This window comes from Pseudomonas sp. ANT_H12B (assembly GCF_008369325.1).
Classification (GTDB): Bacteria; Pseudomonadota; Gammaproteobacteria; order Pseudomonadales; family Pseudomonadaceae; genus Aquipseudomonas.
In genome coordinates, this window is record NZ_VOBI01000011.1 from 170,645 (window position 1) to 185,778 (window position 15,134).

Genomic DNA, 15,134 nt, shown 5'->3' on the forward strand with positions numbered 1-15,134 from the left:
ATCGCTATTTTTGGCTTGCGATTCTACATTCCGAAATTGCGCGGTTTAACGTAGACCAAAATAACACCCCCCCTATCACTCATTTCGATATTCATCTTGAAACATTGTATTCAGTGTAAAAAAGTCCACCACCACCTCTAGAGCCAAGGCCAACTTTCCGGTTTGCCAATAAGACTTTTCACGAGTAATTGGGTCATATCTAAACAGCTCGAATGAACCACGCTTTGGCACTTGCCTTAATATCCCATACCCGGATAAATATAAGTCCATGGAGTAATAAATCGTACTCCCTAGATGTTCATCTTTCAGCGCGCGTTGATACACATATCTAACAGGCCCGAGTGTGCCTGGCACGTTGGGGCCATGGTATAAGTTTCCCGCCCCCTCATAGATATTATTAGCACCGTGGGCGATTAAAAGTCCGCCTGGTATTGCGCCAACGCCTCCGGGCATTGCGATAGCCGAAATGCCTGTTCGAACTTGCATGACGCCCGCCGCCACTCCGATGCCGTTCTGCAGGTAAAAACGCGCCCTCGACAATAACTCTTCGTGCTCGGCCCTTAATTCCTGCAGACCCTGCCACGCGCTTATGAGACCCTCATCAACAGCCTGAATAACCTCATTGGCAAAGGATGAAATTATCGAACTGAAGCGAAGACGGGTAATACCTTCAGGAAGATAAGTCATGCCGATGTTGCATCCCGTCGCAACGAGGTCGGAGGCGGCCTTGGTCACATCATGAATATCGCAGGAAGTCTCACTCATCCTCCACCCCCCAAGTACTATAAGCGCTCGTTGCCCCAGCAACGTGTGCCCAGGCAATTTCCCTATAACGAATGGACACCAACTCTTGTGGCTCCGCATCATTCATACGAATTGCATGAGGAACTTGCTGACTGATATGCGCAATACGCGCCCCTGTAAGATGGATTGAATAATATCGCTCTTGCCCCCCAGCTGAAGCAGTACGGTAGAGGTTGATAATACATTCCACTTCTTCACGCTCATGCAATGCACTGGCCAACAGCGGTGATGATTTATCGATACTTTTGGTAATCACGAAATGCAGGTGCCTGCCGCGACCGCCTGCAATACTGCCGTCATTACCCGTCACCATATCGTGCGAATAAGCCAACACCATGATTTCATCCTGGTGACCGAACTGGCATTTATTACCGATAGAGCTATGGCCGGAACAACCCGCAGAAATTAATCCTTGCCGCTTACCCGTAATAGTCATGTAACTGTGACTGGCCACAGATACCACTCCTGAATGTATTGGGAGCGCAAGCCTATGACAAAAACAACCAGTAAGCTTGTAGGCCGCTTCTGAAATAACGAGCCTGTTTCTGCTTATTTAAAGATTCCGAAATCACTGTAGTAAACAATGACCGCCCTTGTAGGAACTGGACTTCAGCACCTTCGCAGCGTTAGCGCATCAAAAGCAACAAACCCGGCACATGGCCGGGTTTGCTGATCCTGCTTTCTGCGTTACTTCGCGCTGGAGCCAGCAGCCTGCAGCGCGTGTTGTGCACTGCGCTTGTTCTTGATGCCGTAGCAAACCCACATGAACGCAACCCACACCGGAATCGCGTACACCGAGATCTGGATCCCCGGAATCAACAGCATCACGCCAAGAATAAACACCACGAACGCCAGGCAGACGTAGTTCCCGTACGGGTACCACAAGGCCTTGAACAGCGGCGTTTGTTTGGTGTTGTTCATGTGCTGGCGGAACTTGAAGTGCGAGAAGCTGATCATCGCCCAGTTGATCACGAGGGTGGCAACCACCAGCGACATCAACAGTTCCAGCGCGTTTTGCGGTATCAGGTAGTTCAACAACACCGCGATCAACGTCACCGCCGCCGAGGCCAGGATCGAACGTACCGGCACGCCGCGCTTGTCGATCTTCGCCAAGGCTTTCGGCGCATCGCCCTGCTCGGCCATGCCCAGCAGCATGCGGCTGTTGCAGTAGGTGCCGCTGTTGTACACCGACAATGCAGCGGTCAGGACCACGAAGTTGAGGATGTGCGCGGCGGTGTTGCTGCCGAGCATCGAGAACACCTGCACGAACGGGCTGCCGCTGTAGGAATCACCCGACGCGTTCAGGGTCGCCAACAGGCTGTCCCATGGCGTCAGCGACAGCAGAATGACCAGCGCGCCGATGTAGAAAATCAGGATCCGGTAGATCACCTGGTTGATGGCTTTCGGGATCACGGTTTTCGGCTTGTCGGCTTCAGCTGCGGTGAAACCGAGCATTTCCAGGCCGCCGAAGGAGAACATGATAATCGCCATGGCCATCACCAGACCGCTGACACCATTCGGGAAGAAACCGCCGTGGGCCCACAGGTTGGTCACCGACGCTTGCGGGCCGCCGTTGCCGCTGACCAGCAAGTAGCTGCCGAGGGCAATCATGCCGACGATCGCGACGACCTTGATGATCGCGAACCAGAACTCGGCTTCACCGAAGACTTTGACGTTGGCCAGGTTGATCAGGTTGATCAGCACGAAGAAGCCGGCTGCCGAGACCCAGGTCGGGATATCCGGCGCCCAGTAGTGGATGTATTTGCCGACCGCGGTCAGCTCTGACATGCCCACCAGGATGTACAGAATCCAGCAGTTCCAGCCAGACAGGAAGCCGGCAAATCCGCCCCAGTATTTGTGGGCGAAGTGGCTGAAGGAACCGGCCACCGGCTCTTCGACGATCATTTCGCCCAACTGGCGCATGATCATGAAGGCAATGAAGCCGCAGATGGCGTAGCCGAGGATCATCGACGGGCCGGCGGATTTCAGTACCCCGGCCGAGCCGAGGAACAGCCCGGTACCGATCGCGCCACCGAGAGCGATCAGTTGAATATGGCGATTTTTCAGGCCGCGTTTCAGCTCGCCTGAATGCGAGTTTTGTCCACTCATGAAAAGGGTCTCACGCAAGGTTTGATGATGTTCGTTAGACGTTGCTGCTCAATTGCGATTTCAAGCAGCGCCGATCAAACCCCAGCGCAGGCACCAGGAGTTCAGCGTATTTACAACGGTCATGCGTCACCTGTTTGTTTTTATCTGTGACGAAATCGAACCCGACACGCTCGTGACGCGGCGGAGTGAACAAGGCGGATAGCCTTGAGGTTTGCGCAGATGCGCAGGAGGTCACAGTTAAAACGCGGCGCATTGTACACCTGTAACCCCCTGCTGAAAGACACCGCTGGATCAGCGCGTCGTTTGCCGGGATTGCCTGTGTCCGCCTCGAGCGTCTCGGGCGGCTGCAAAAAGAGAGTCAGACCTTTGCGGGTCATTGGCGGGGGCGGCGGAAAAATCGCCCCGCAGAGAGAGGTAGAGATGAGTCATGGCGTTCATTGCGCCTCCTTCTTGTTATGCACCTGCACGACAGGCATGGGACGCATCTCACCCTCCACGGGCGACTGAAACAAGCGCGCCAGAGCCTTCTGCCGGGCCTGGAAGAGGCTGTGTCGGAAGATTTTCCTTACATCCTTTCCGTAAGCGTCAATCCAAAGGCTTTAAGGCTGGATTTCGTCAGTATTCCTTTACAGGGCGTAACGTAATTCTTCCAAAACAGATCCGGATGCAAGCTGACTGCAAATTGACGTTAGGAAGCTTCCTAAGGAAAAGGTCGACTTAGTTTCCTGTTTTCTATTAATAATCTGACCTGCAAAAAACAGAATAAAAAGTTCAACCAATTCTTATTTGATTATTTTTTTTTGCAATCCTGAAACCTCTGAACTAGGTTTTCAGCGACTTGCCGAGCCGCATCGACCGGCAAGTTGTTCTTACTCAAAAGTCATCTAGGAGATTCACATGCAAGCACTGGACAAAGACTTGGAAACTGAACTGCAACTGGACGATTGGTTTGAAGCACCGACCCATGAAGCCGCCGTTGAAATGATGCAAGCCGATGCGGTTGTTCCGTTCGGCACGGCGATGTGGCCTTTGTAAGACATCCCGGCAGGGACAATCCGGCCGGTTGTGCCTGCCACTTTTTCTCGGTTTGTCAGGGAGGACTACATGGATAAGCAACGCTCTATTTCGCATTTCCTTTACTACCTCGAACAACACCCCGCCCTTGCCGGCGTCAACCCGGCGAAGGTTTTGCTAGGCCACACGGCTGATTACGAAGCGCTGACCGGCGCCATTGTTGAACAGGCTGGGAACAGTCAGCCATTCAGCTTCAGCGCCATGCGCCTGGACCTCGAACCTGCCGAATTGCTGGCCCAGGCGATTATCGACAGCGATCTGTACATTTTCTTCTACGACTCCTCCACCCTGCCCAACCCACGCCCCGAAGGTCCGGATTTTGTCCGCGCACTGCAAGGCGTGATGGCGGAGAACTGGAAGAAGTCGCTGCTGTTCAAGGATTATGGCGATTACTTCTATGACACCTTCAGTGTCACCCCGCAGCGGATTGCCGGGTTGAACAGCCACTTGATCCAGCGCATGTCCCACGCTACGACTTTAAGTTTCAAAGATGATCACGGCTCATGGTTTGAAACACCGTTGAGCAGTATCAAGAAGTGGACCGACATCAACGGGGTCGGCAACTTCGATCTCGCGCCCGGTGAAATCGCTACCCATAGCGAGGCCATTAACGGTCAGGTGAAATTCATGGGGACTTTTCTCAGCACGATTCCATTCGCTCGCAAGTACGGAGTGCTGGAATCACCGCTGGAGTTGTGGATCGAGAACTCGACCATCCGCAAAATCGCCACCGATGTGCCGGGGCTGGAACATGACTTCAATAAATACCTGGAGGCCAATCCGTCGAATCGGCGGATCGAAGAGTTGGGTATCGGCACCAACGAAGGCGTGAAAGAGTTGTATGCGCGCAATGCGGGGTTTGAGGAACGTCATTGCGGGCTGCATCTCGGGCTCGGCGGCGGGGCCAAGGGCAGCCATCATCTGGACCTGATCTTTTCCAGTGGTGTGTTGGCGCTGGATGACAAGCCGGTGTTTGATGGGCGGTTTGTTTTTTAACCCTACAGATGATCGGGCAAAAAAAACGCCAACCCGAAGGTTGGCGTTTTTCATGTAGCGTTTACCGATTACTCAGGCTTGCGACGACCAAAGCCCGGACGCTGGCCGGAACCGGCTGGCGCACCGCGGCGTTTGCCCGATGGCGCGTCACGGTCGACCAGAACGATGCCTGGACGTTTTTTCGGCGCTGGCTTGGCCGGGCGCTTGGTATCAGAAGGACGGTCAGCCACTGGCGTACCGCGACCGGCTGGAGCACCGCGATCGCTACGACCACCGCTTGGCGCGCCGCGGCCTTCGCCACGTTCAGTGCGACCGTTGGCAGGACGCGGAGTGCGCGGACCGCGCTCGCCGTCCGCACGGGGTGCGGCTGGCTTGCGGGCCGGACGTTCGCCTTCGATCTGCGGCTCACGCGGTGAGCGTGGACCGGCAGCCGGAGCACCAGCACCAGCACCAGCAGCAGCAGGACGCAGCGTGCGAACGCGCTCGGTCTTGCCGACCGGACGGGACGATTTACGCTGCATACGTTCAAGCTTGTCTTTGCTCTTGGCGTTCATTTGCGGCATGGCCACTGGGGTCAAACCGACTTCAGCACTCAGAATGTCGACTTCGTACTGGCTCATTTCGCGCCAGCGGCCCATCGGCAGGTCGGAGTTGAGGAACACCGGACCGAAACGTACGCGCTTCAGGCGGCTGACCACCAGGCCCTGGGATTCCCACAGACGACGGACTTCGCGGTTGCGACCTTCCATCACCACGCAGTGGTACCAGTGGTTGAAACCTTCGCCGCCTGGCGCTTGCTTGATGTCGGTGAACTTGGCCGGGCCGTCTTCAAGGACGACGCCTGCTTTCAGACGTTCGATCATCTCGTCGTCGACTTCGCCACGCACACGTACCGCGTATTCACGGTCCATTTCGTAGGAAGGGTGCATCAGGCGGTTGGCCAGCTCACCGTCGGTGGTGAACATCAGCAGACCGGTGGTGTTGATGTCCAAACGACCGATGTTGATCCAGCGACCTTCTTTCGGACGCGGCATTTTATCGAACACGGTCGGACGGCCTTCAGGGTCGTCACGGGTGCAGATTTCACCGTCTGGCTTGTTGTACATGATCACGCGGCGTACCGACTCGGCGGCTTCTTCGCGCTTGATCACCTTGCCATCAATGGTGATGGCGTCGTGCAGGTCGACGCGCAGACCAAGGGTGGCGTCTTTGCCATTGACCTTGATGCGGCCGTGGCTGATCCAGGCTTCTACGTCACGGCGCGAGCCGACGCCGATACGGGCGAGGACTTTCTGCAGTTTTTCGCCTGCTGGGCCGATTTCCTGGTCGTCTTTCTGGTCTTTGATACTCATCTGGGCACCTCCCGGTGTGGTCTGTTCAGGCAGCTCTGAAGTGAGGGTCCTGAAGAGTTGAAAGCGGGGTCTCGGGCGAAGGGATCGCCGGAGGGTCGCGAATCATACGCTCATGGGAGCGTTCGCGCATCAGAGACTAGCTGATGGACGCAAGGTTATTTGCTTTTCCGCCGACCGGTGGCGCCGAGTTTGATCAAGCGCAGCGATGCTTCGGCGAGAACGGTGCGCTTGTCGACCTTGTCGAGTTTCTTCCAGGCCTTGATCTCGCGCTTGCTGCGGCCACAGCCGATGCAGATATCGTCGGTGAACTTGCAGACGCTGATGCAGGAGTCTTTGGTTGAGCTCATTTCCAACTCCAGGCAACACTTACCCTGTGGGAGCGGGCTTGCCCGCGATAGCGGCGTGTCAGTCGACAGAGATGCAGGATGTGCCGCCCTCTTCGCGGGCAAGCCCGCTTCCACAGGGCTCTCCATTGCCCGCAGGATTTGTGGTCAGTCGTCGAATTCGCGGCGTTCAGCTTCGATCGCTTCGGCGAGGGCTCGGGCTTCGGCTTCTTCGTCGCTCAACTCGGGATCCGGTTTCGGCTGTTCGAGGGCAGCGACGGCAGCCAGCAGTTTTTCGCGAGCTTCGGCTACGCCCAGCACGTCGTCATCAAGCTCTTCTTCCGGCTGCTCTTCTTCCAGTGTGGCTTCGGGCTCGCCCTGAAGTTCAACTTCAATCGAAGGCTCGGGCTGATCCTGAACCTCTTCGCTCTCAGTCACCGCCGTATCGCGCAGGATGTCGTCGAAATCGGTCTTGATCCCGTCTTCCATGGTGTCCAGTTCCAGCAACAGCGTATGGAAACTGGTTTCCTCCTTGGGTTCTTCCGGCTCGGCACTGGCATCCGCCAGTTCCTGCAACCCGGCCGGCACCGGCGCGTCGTCGAAGTCGAGCACCGGATCAGGCTCAAGTTCACGCAGATCGGCCAGTGGCGGCAAATCGTCGAGGTTTTTCAGGTTGAAGTGATCGAGAAAGGCCTTGGTGGTGGCGAACATCGCCGGTTTACCGGGTACATCGCGGTAGCCGACGATGCGGATCCACTCACGCTCCAGCAAGGTTTTGACAATGTGACTGTTGACCGCCACGCCCCGCACGTCTTCGATCTCACCCCGGGTGATCGGCTGGCGATAGGCGATCAGCGCAATGGTTTCGAGCATGGCGCGGGAATAACGCTGCGGCCGCTCTTCCCACAAACGTCCGACCCACGGTGAAAACTTTTCGCGGATCTGCAAGCGATACCCGGAGGCGACTTCCTTCAGCTCAAAGGCCCGACCGTCGCAGGACTTGGCGAGAATCGTCAGGGCTTTCTTGAAGACCGGTGGCTCCGGCCGCTCGCCCTCTTCGAAGAGTTCGAACAGGCGTTCAAGCGATTGCGGTTTTCCCGAGGCCAACAGGAAGGCTTCAAGCAGTGGCGCCAGCTCGCGGGGTTCAGTCAGGTTCATGATTCAACTCGTTATTCGGCTCGGGCCCGCACGTGGATCGCTGCGAACGGCTCATTCTGCACCAGCTCGACCAAGGATTCCTTTACCAGCTCAAGGATCGCCATAAAGGTCACCACCACCCCAAGACGCCCTTCTTCAGCGGTGAACAGTTCGGTAAAGGGTACGAAACCACCGCCCTTGAGCCGTTCCAGTACATCACTCATGCGTTCACGCGTGGACAGTGCCTCGCGGCTGATCTGGTGGCTTTCAAACATGTCGCCACGGCGCAGGACCTCGGCCATGGACAGCAGCAGCTCTGACAAACGCACATCCGGCAGCAGTTTGCGCGCCCGGGCTTCCGGCGCATCCAGTTTGGGCACCACCACGTCACGACCTACACGGCTCAGGCCATCGATGCCCTCGGCGGCAGCCTTGAAACGCTCGTACTCCTGCAAGCGACGGATCAGTTCGGCGCGAGGGTCATCTTCCTCGGCCTCAATTGTTTCGGCACGGGGCAGCAACATCCGCGACTTGATCTCGGCCAGCATCGCGGCCATCACCAGGTACTCGGCGGCCAACTCCAGGCGCACAGACTGCATCAACTCGACATACCCCATGTACTGACGGGTGATTTCCGCCACCGGGATGTCGAGGATGTTGATGTTCTGTTTGCGAATCAGGTACAGCAGCAGGTCGAGGGGGCCTTCGAACGCCTCAAGGAAAACCTCGAGGGCATCCGGCGGGATGTACAGGTCCAGCGGCATTTCCATGACCGCCTGGCCGTAGACCATGGCGAAGGGCAGCTCTTGCTGGGCTCCGGCCTGACTGTCGACGGGCTCTACTGCAGACATCTAGGCCTCGGCCATGAACGGCGCTGGGTCGCCGCATCCGACGCGGATCACTTCCGGTTCGCCATCGGCGAGGTTGATCACGGTGGACGCCTTGATCCCGCCGAACCCGCCGTCGATGATCAGGTCGACCTGATGTTCAAGCAACTGGCGCATTTCGTAGGGGTCGCTCAACGGATCGGTGTCGCCGGGCATGATCAGGGTCACGCTCATCAGCGGCTCGCCGAGCTCTTCCAACAGCGCCAGGGCAATCGGATGGCTCGGCACACGCAGGCCGATGGTGCGTTTTTTCGGGTGCAACAACAGCCGCGGGACTTCGCGGGTAGCGTTGAGAATGAATGTGTAAGGCCCCGGCAAGTGCGCTTTCAGCAGACGGAAGGTACCGGTGTCGATCTTGGCAAACAGCCCCAGTTGCGACAGGTCGCAGCAAATCAGCGCGAAGTTATGCTTGTCATCCAGCCCACGCAAACGGCGCACGCGATCCACGGCATTCTTGTCGCCGATCTGGCAACCAATGGCGTAGGAAGAGTCTGTGGGATAAATCACCACCCCGCCTTTGCGGATGATCTCGACAGCCTGCTTGATCAGGCGCGCTTGCGGGTTTTCCGGATGAATCTGGAAAAATTGACTCACATTCTCTACCTGTTCAGACGGCGGCAATAATTGGGTCATGTTTGAATCGACACCACAGTGGTGGCAGATCCTCCGGAAGCGGGCGATATTCGCCGATCTCGGACCAGCCTCCAGGGCCATGAAAATCACTGCCGGCGCTGACCAGCAGACCGAACTCGCGGGCAAGAATCGCCAGGCTGCCCACTTGCTCCGCAGGCTGATGGCCATTGACCACTTCGATTGCGTGGCCCCCTGCTTGAATATAGTCGGCAATCAGACGGCGACGTTTGCTGCGAGTGAAATCGTAATGCCACGGATGCGCCAGGCTGACCCAGGCTTTGGCGGCTCGCAGGGTCTCGACCGTGTCTTCCAGGGTCGGCCAGTGTTGCTTGACGTCGCCCAGTTTGCCTGCCCCCAGCCATTTGCGGAACGCTTCGGCGCGATCCTTGACGAAACCTTCACGCACCATCCAGTCGGCGAAGTGCGGACGGGCCGGTGCGTTACCGCTATCGCCCAATTCCTGCTGAATGGCCCGGGCACCTTCCAGCGCTCCCGGCATGCCTTTCAACGCCAACTTGCGGCTTATTTCTTCGGCCCGTAGCCAGCGGCCATCGTGCAATTTTGCGATGGCCTCGACCAACGCCGGGGCATTGACATCGAAACCGTAGCCCAACACATGAATGGTCGCGCCGCCCCAGGTGCAGGACAATTCGACGCCGTTGACCAGTTGCATCCCCAGCGCAGTCGCCGCACTGCGGGCCTCGTCGAGGCCTTCAAGGGTATCGTGATCGGTCAAGGCCAGGATTCGCACGCCGTTCTCGAACGCACGCGCAACCAGTACCGCTGGCGCCAGGGCGCCATCGGAGGCCGTGCTATGGCAATGCAAATCGACATTCACAGGACTTTGTTACCTCAAATCAGCTGGCGCTATCGCGCGCCCATATGTTTGTTATTATGCCGCCACATCCTGCTTCTGGCTGCCACTGTGAAACAATTCATCGATTTCATCCCGCTTCTGCTGTTTTTCATTGTCTTCAAAATCGATCCACGTGTCGTCGACATCGCCGGTCATCAACTGACTGTAGGCGGTATTTACAGCGCCACCGCGATGCTGATCATCAGCTCCCTGGTGGTTTATGGGACGCTTTTCATCAAGCAGCGCAAGCTGGAGAAGAGCCAGTGGCTGACCCTCATCGCCTGCCTGGTCTTCGGCAGCCTGACCCTGGCGTTCCATAGCGAGACCTTCCTGAAGTGGAAAGCTCCGGTGGTCAATTGGCTGTTCGCCCTGGCCTTCATCGGCAGTCACTTCATCGGCGAGCAGTTGCTGATCAAACGCATCATGGGCCACGCGCTGACCCTGCCGGAGCCGGTCTGGGTTCGCCTGAACATCGCCTGGATCGCGTTTTTCCTGTTTTGCGGTGCCGCCAACCTGTTTGTCGCCTTCACCTTCCAGAGCTACTGGGTCGACTTCAAAGTGTTCGGCAGCCTTGGCATGACTTTGCTGTTCCTGGTCGGCCAGGGCATCTACCTGTCCCGCCACCTGCACGACGCCGATACCACAACGCCAAAAACCGAGGACTGACATGCTTTACGCAATCATTGCCACAGACGTCGCCAACTCCCTGGAAGCCCGCCTGGCCGCACGGCCTGCGCACCTTGAGCGCCTGCAAGTGCTTAAAGGCGAAGGTCGCATCGTTTTGGCCGGTCCACACCCGGCGGTCGACAGCAATGATCCGGGCGCTGCGGGTTTCACCGGCAGCCTGATCGTCGCCGAATTCGATTCCCTGAGTGCCGCTCAAGCCTGGGCCGATGCTGATCCGTATATCACCGCAGGTGTCTACGCCAACGTTTCGGTCAAGCCGTTCAAGCAAGTCCTGCCGTGATATCCCCTGGCGCGATGAACCTTATCGGTTCATCGCGCTCTCAACGCTCATTATTCTCGTTTGCCGGCCGACAACCTGCCCAATACTCGTATTGGAATCAGGAGTTGCGATGCGCAAAGGTCCGTTGTGTCTGATGATGTTGACGTTGTCGATTGTGGCTCCAGCCCACGGTGAAGAAAGCGCCGAGGGCGGCTCGACGCCGCTGTCGCTGAGCGCCGGCGGCCAGATCACCGAGTTGCAACACCGCTTGAAGGCAAGCGAACAGCAACGAGAAGAACTGAGCAAACAACTGCAAAATACCGATGCCGAACGCGAAAGCGCCCAGCTGAGCCGGTTGCGCCAGGAAAATCAGCGCCTCAAGCTGCAGCTCAAGGAAGCCCAGGCCAGCAGCCCGCTGCCGCGCCTGCTGACCGATCAGCAGCAGTGGTTCGTCATCGGCGCTGGAGTTGCGCTATTGGCACTGCTCTGCGGTATCTTCGCCAGTGGTGCCACCAGAAAACGTAGGCAATGGCTAAATTGAGTGAGTCATGAGCGAGCTGTTATTAATTGATGATGACCAGGAGCTGTGTGAGCTCCTGAGCAGTTGGCTGAGCCAGGAAGGCTTCCAGGTCCGCGCCTGCCACGATGGCCAGAGCGCCCGTCGCGCGCTGGCTGAAACTTCGCCGGCGGCCGTGGTGCTGGATGTCATGCTGCCGGACGGTAGCGGTCTGGAGCTGCTCAAGCAATTGCGTAGCGACCACCCGGACTTGCCGGTGCTGATGCTTTCAGCCCGCGGTGAGCCACTGGACCGCATCCTCGGGCTGGAACTCGGCGCCGACGATTACCTGGCCAAGCCGTGCGACCCGCGAGAACTGACAGCCCGCCTGCGCGCCGTGTTGCGCCGCAGTCATCCGGCGGCAGTCTCCAGCCAGCTCGAACTGGGCGATCTGTATTTCAGCCCGGTGCGTGGCGTCGTCAGTATCGACGAACAGGAATTCACCCTCACCGTTTCTGAAAGCCGTCTGCTTGAAGCCTTGCTCAAGCAACCCGGCGAGCCGCTGGACAAACAGGAACTGGCGCAAATCGCCCTCGGCCGCAAGCTGACCCTGTACGACCGCAGCCTGGACATGCACGTCAGCAACCTGCGCAAAAAGATCGGCCCGCACCCCGACGGCCGTCCGCGCATCATTGCCCTGCGCAGCCGTGGTTATTACTACAGCCTGTAAGTGTTGTCAGGTCAGCGCGAAATCGTCTTTACCCAAGCTTTACGCTCCGCTGACCGCCGCTGACCTTTATCTCCGTAATCTGCACACATCCGGAACGTACCGGGAACGAGACAAGGAGATTCACCATGCGCAAAACTCTTATCGCTCTGATGTTCGCTGCCGCCCTGCCGACCGTTGCCATGGCCATGCCTGAAGGCGCCGGCCCGATGGGTCCGATGGACGGCTCACGCCACGGCGGGCAGATGCACGGCATGCACGGTAAAGGCCCGTACAGCCAGCTGGACCTGAGCCGCGAACAGCGCGAGCAGATCCGCAAGATCATGGGCGACCAGATGCACTCGCGTAAGCAAGTGGTCGACAAGTACCTGGAAAAACTCTCGCCAGCCGACCAGAAAGCCATGAAAGACGAAATGGCCGCCAACCACAAGAAAGCCGAAGCCGACGTGCGTGCCTTGCTGAAACCGGATCAACAGAAGCAATTCGATGAGATCCAGAAGAAAAAGGCTGAGCGTCGCGCAGAATGGGCCGAGTTCAAGGCCTGGAAAGCGCAACAACCGCAAAAAGCGCAATAATGCGTTAACTCCGGACCCAACGGCTAACACCGTTGGGTCTTTTGCCATTCAGTTCAATGTGGGAGTGAGCCTGCTCGCGAAAGCAGTGTGCCAGGAAAGCATTTGTAAACTGACATACCGCTTTCGCGAGCAGGCTCGCTCCCACATGGGATTTGTGTTTGTTTGAGGATTTTCTGTGCGCTCATTGTTCTGGCGTATTCTAGCCAGCTTCTGGTTGGCCATCGCTCTGGTTGCAGGGCTCTCCATTCTGCTTGGGCACATGCTCAACCAGGATACGTGGATTCTCAGTCGCCACCCGGGCCTGAACACGTTGGCCGAACAATGGACGCAAACCTACGAAGCCCAGGGAGAAGAAGCGGCCCAGGACATTCTGAAACAACGCAAGCGCCAGTATCACATCGACGTTCAAGTGCTCAATGAGAGCGGCGATCCGGTGGTACGCGGCACCTTCCCACGCCGGGCGGCGGCGTTCGAAGCGCGGCAGAACAGCGACGACCGTCGCCTGCCGTGGCGCCGCTTGACCGATGAGTACACCAGCGCAAAAACCGGCGACACCTATCTGCTGATCTACCGCATCCCGCACCCCGAACTGGATGCCTGGCACCGCGAAAGTCTGCTTTGGCCGTTGAGTGCGCTGGGCATTGCGCTGGTGGTACTGACCTTGTTCAGCCTGCTGGTGACATTTTCGATCACCCGCCCGCTCAGTCGTTTACGCGGAGCAGTGCATGATCTGGGGCAAACCACCTACCAGCAAAACAGCCTGGTCAAACTGGCCAACCGTCGCGATGAGTTCGGTGTGCTGGCCAATGACTTCAACCGCATGGGCGCGCGCCTGCAAAGTTTGATCGGCAGTCAGCGGCAGTTGCTGCGCGATGTGTCCCATGAACTGCGTTCACCCCTTGCCCGCCTGCGCATCGCACTGGCACTGGCCGAGCGGGCCACCCCTGAGGAACGGGAAAAACTCTGGCCACGCCTGACGCGTGAATGCGACCGACTGGAAGCGCTGATTAGCGAAATCCTGGTACTGGCGCGGGTTGATGCCGACAACGCCAGCGCCGAAGAGGTTGATCTCAACTCCCTGCTCCACACCCTGCAAAAGGATGCTCAATTGGGCTCGCCGGAGCAGAACGTGCGCCTTGAGGCCGAGCCGCAGCTGAACCTGAAAGGCTGGCCGACGATGATCGAGCGTGCCGTGGACAACTTGCTGCGAAATGCCCAGCGGTTCAACCCGGTGGGGCAATCAATTGAAATGCAGGCGGTGCATCAGGGTGAGCGGATTGTGGTGAGTGTGCGCGATCATGGGCCCGGTGTAGACGCCGAGCATTTGAATCAGCTGGGTGAGCCGTTCTATCGGGCGCCAGGGCAAACAGCGGCCGGCCATGGTTTGGGATTGGCGATCGCACGGCGGGCAGCGGAACGGCATGGCGGGAGTCTGGTGTTGGCCAATCATCCTGATGGCGGGTTTATCGCCAGCCTTGAATTACCGTTAGTACCGGGAATCATCGTCCAACCATGACCCCTGTGGGAGCGAGCTTGCTCGCGAAAGCGGTAGGTCATTCAACATCTTTTGTAAATGTGAAGACGCTGTCGCGAGCAAGCTCGCTCACACATTTGAACGGAGGTGTCAGGCTTTTCCAGGCCAGGCACTGACGAATTCAGCCAGGTCGACTTTCTCCGCCACGCGCGGTTCCTTCTGCGGCGTGCCAAGGTAAAGAAACGCAATCACCTCCTCCCCTTCCGCCAAGCCCAAGCCCTTGGCCACATGCGCCGAATAGGCCAGCTCACCGGTGCGCCACACCGCGCCAATCCCTTGCGCATATGCCGCCAGCAAAATCCCGTGAGCCGCACAACCCGCCGCCAGCAGCTGCTCGGACTTCGGATATTTGACGTGATCCTGCAAACGCGCGATCACCACGACCACCAGCGGCGCGCGCAGTGGACCGTTGCGCGCCTTGTCCAACACGGCCTCGGATACCTCACTGTCCTGCAGCTTCGCCGCTTCGGCCAGCAACTCGCCCATTTGCTCGCGTGCCATACCTTCGACTGTCAGGAAGCGCCATGGCTGCAAATGGCCGTGGTCTGGCGCACGCATCGCAGCGGCAAACAGCACTTCGCGTTGCTCTGCAGTGGGCGCTGGATCGAGCAGTCGTGGAACGGAAACACGGTTGAGCAAAGCGTCGAGAGCCTGCATCGGCCACCTCCTGAAAAAATTGTCCGGC

The 15,134-nt window shown here is 58.0% G+C and carries 18 protein-coding genes; 8 read left to right on the top strand and 10 right to left on the bottom strand.

Annotated elements, in window-relative coordinates:
* Positions 1–75: 75 nt before the first annotated feature.
* The 3 genes from FQ185_RS18555 to FQ185_RS18565 all read right to left on the bottom strand — a co-directional run bounded on the left by FQ185_RS18555 (position 76) and on the right by FQ185_RS18565 (position 2,913).
* Positions 76–765 (bottom strand): DUF4225 domain-containing protein, encoded by a 690-nt coding sequence (locus tag FQ185_RS18555; protein ID WP_149418677.1) that lies wholly within the window; start codon positions 763–765, stop codon positions 76–78.
* Entirely contained in the window at positions 758–1,258 is a 501-nt protein-coding gene (locus FQ185_RS18560) for an Hcp family type VI secretion system effector (RefSeq protein WP_149418678.1), read from the bottom strand. The genes FQ185_RS18555 and FQ185_RS18560 overlap by 8 nt, the downstream gene beginning before the upstream one ends.
* Positions 1,259–1,491: 233 nt before the next feature.
* The gene (locus FQ185_RS18565) at positions 1,492–2,913 is read right to left on the bottom strand and encodes an amino acid permease (RefSeq protein WP_149418679.1); all 1,422 of its coding nucleotides are present in this window, start codon (positions 2,911–2,913) and stop codon (positions 1,492–1,494) included.
* 897 nt (positions 2,914–3,810) lie between these two features.
* Here FQ185_RS18565 and FQ185_RS30210 point away from each other — a divergent pair.
* Both FQ185_RS30210 and FQ185_RS18575 read left to right on the top strand, forming a co-directional pair.
* Positions 3,811–3,948: a hypothetical protein gene (locus FQ185_RS30210; protein ID WP_170219177.1), complete on the top strand. Its 138-nt coding sequence runs from the start codon at positions 3,811–3,813 to the stop codon at positions 3,946–3,948.
* Between the two features lie 69 nt (positions 3,949–4,017).
* On the top strand, positions 4,018–4,983 hold the full coding sequence (locus tag FQ185_RS18575; RefSeq protein ID WP_149418681.1) for a leucyl aminopeptidase: 966 nt from the start codon (positions 4,018–4,020) through the stop codon (positions 4,981–4,983).
* A gap of 68 nt (positions 4,984–5,051) precedes the next feature.
* Here FQ185_RS18575 and rluB read toward each other — a convergent pair whose 3' ends face one another.
* The 6 genes from rluB to FQ185_RS18610 all read right to left on the bottom strand — a co-directional run bounded on the left by rluB (position 5,052) and on the right by FQ185_RS18610 (position 10,153).
* A complete protein-coding gene (gene rluB, locus FQ185_RS18580) occupies positions 5,052–6,335 on the bottom strand; it encodes a 23S rRNA pseudouridine(2605) synthase RluB (RefSeq protein ID WP_149418682.1) in 1,284 nt (427 codons plus the stop codon).
* Between the two features lie 155 nt (positions 6,336–6,490).
* Entirely contained in the window at positions 6,491–6,682 is a 192-nt protein-coding gene (locus FQ185_RS18585) for a DUF1289 domain-containing protein (RefSeq protein ID WP_149418683.1), read from the bottom strand.
* 144 nt (positions 6,683–6,826) lie between these two features.
* Positions 6,827–7,816 carry an SMC-Scp complex subunit ScpB gene (scpB, locus tag FQ185_RS18595; RefSeq protein ID WP_149418684.1) on the bottom strand — a complete coding sequence of 330 codons (990 nt, stop codon included), beginning with the start codon at positions 7,814–7,816 and terminating at the stop codon, positions 6,827–6,829.
* A gap of 11 nt (positions 7,817–7,827) precedes the next feature.
* Positions 7,828–8,586, bottom strand: coding sequence for a ScpA family protein (locus tag FQ185_RS18600; RefSeq protein ID WP_178113562.1), 759 nt, complete (start codon positions 8,584–8,586; stop codon positions 7,828–7,830).
* Between the two features lie 60 nt (positions 8,587–8,646).
* Complete coding sequence (locus FQ185_RS18605; protein WP_149418686.1) at positions 8,647–9,276, bottom strand: L-threonylcarbamoyladenylate synthase; 630 nt, start codon at positions 9,274–9,276, stop codon at positions 8,647–8,649.
* A 13-nt stretch (positions 9,277–9,289) separates the two neighbouring features.
* A complete protein-coding gene (locus FQ185_RS18610) occupies positions 9,290–10,153 on the bottom strand; it encodes a PHP domain-containing protein (RefSeq protein ID WP_149418687.1) in 864 nt (287 codons plus the stop codon).
* A gap of 87 nt (positions 10,154–10,240) precedes the next feature.
* Between FQ185_RS18610 and FQ185_RS18615 the strand changes: the two genes are divergently transcribed.
* From FQ185_RS18615 to FQ185_RS18640, 6 genes are all read left to right on the top strand, one after another.
* The gene (locus FQ185_RS18615) at positions 10,241–10,837 is read left to right on the top strand and encodes a septation protein A (protein ID WP_149418688.1); all 597 of its coding nucleotides are present in this window, start codon (positions 10,241–10,243) and stop codon (positions 10,835–10,837) included.
* 1 nt (position 10,838) lies between these two features.
* A complete protein-coding gene (locus tag FQ185_RS18620; protein WP_149418689.1) occupies positions 10,839–11,138 on the top strand; it encodes a YciI family protein in 300 nt (99 codons plus the stop codon).
* Between the two features lie 109 nt (positions 11,139–11,247).
* Positions 11,248–11,658, top strand: coding sequence for a translation initiation factor 2 (locus FQ185_RS18625; RefSeq protein WP_149418690.1), 411 nt, complete (start codon positions 11,248–11,250; stop codon positions 11,656–11,658).
* 7 nt (positions 11,659–11,665) lie between these two features.
* Positions 11,666–12,343: a response regulator transcription factor gene (locus tag FQ185_RS18630; RefSeq protein WP_149418691.1), complete on the top strand. Its 678-nt coding sequence runs from the start codon at positions 11,666–11,668 to the stop codon at positions 12,341–12,343.
* A gap of 125 nt (positions 12,344–12,468) precedes the next feature.
* A complete protein-coding gene (locus tag FQ185_RS18635) occupies positions 12,469–12,915 on the top strand; it encodes a Spy/CpxP family protein refolding chaperone (protein WP_149418692.1) in 447 nt (148 codons plus the stop codon).
* A gap of 175 nt (positions 12,916–13,090) precedes the next feature.
* Positions 13,091–14,431, top strand: a complete 1,341-nt coding sequence (locus FQ185_RS18640) for a HAMP domain-containing sensor histidine kinase (protein WP_149418693.1) — start codon at positions 13,091–13,093, stop codon at positions 14,429–14,431.
* A gap of 108 nt (positions 14,432–14,539) precedes the next feature.
* Here the strand turns inward: FQ185_RS18640 and FQ185_RS18645 are convergent, their stop codons facing one another.
* Complete coding sequence (locus tag FQ185_RS18645; protein WP_149418694.1) at positions 14,540–15,106, bottom strand: nitroreductase family protein; 567 nt, start codon at positions 15,104–15,106, stop codon at positions 14,540–14,542.
* Positions 15,107–15,134: the final 28 nt, after the last annotated feature.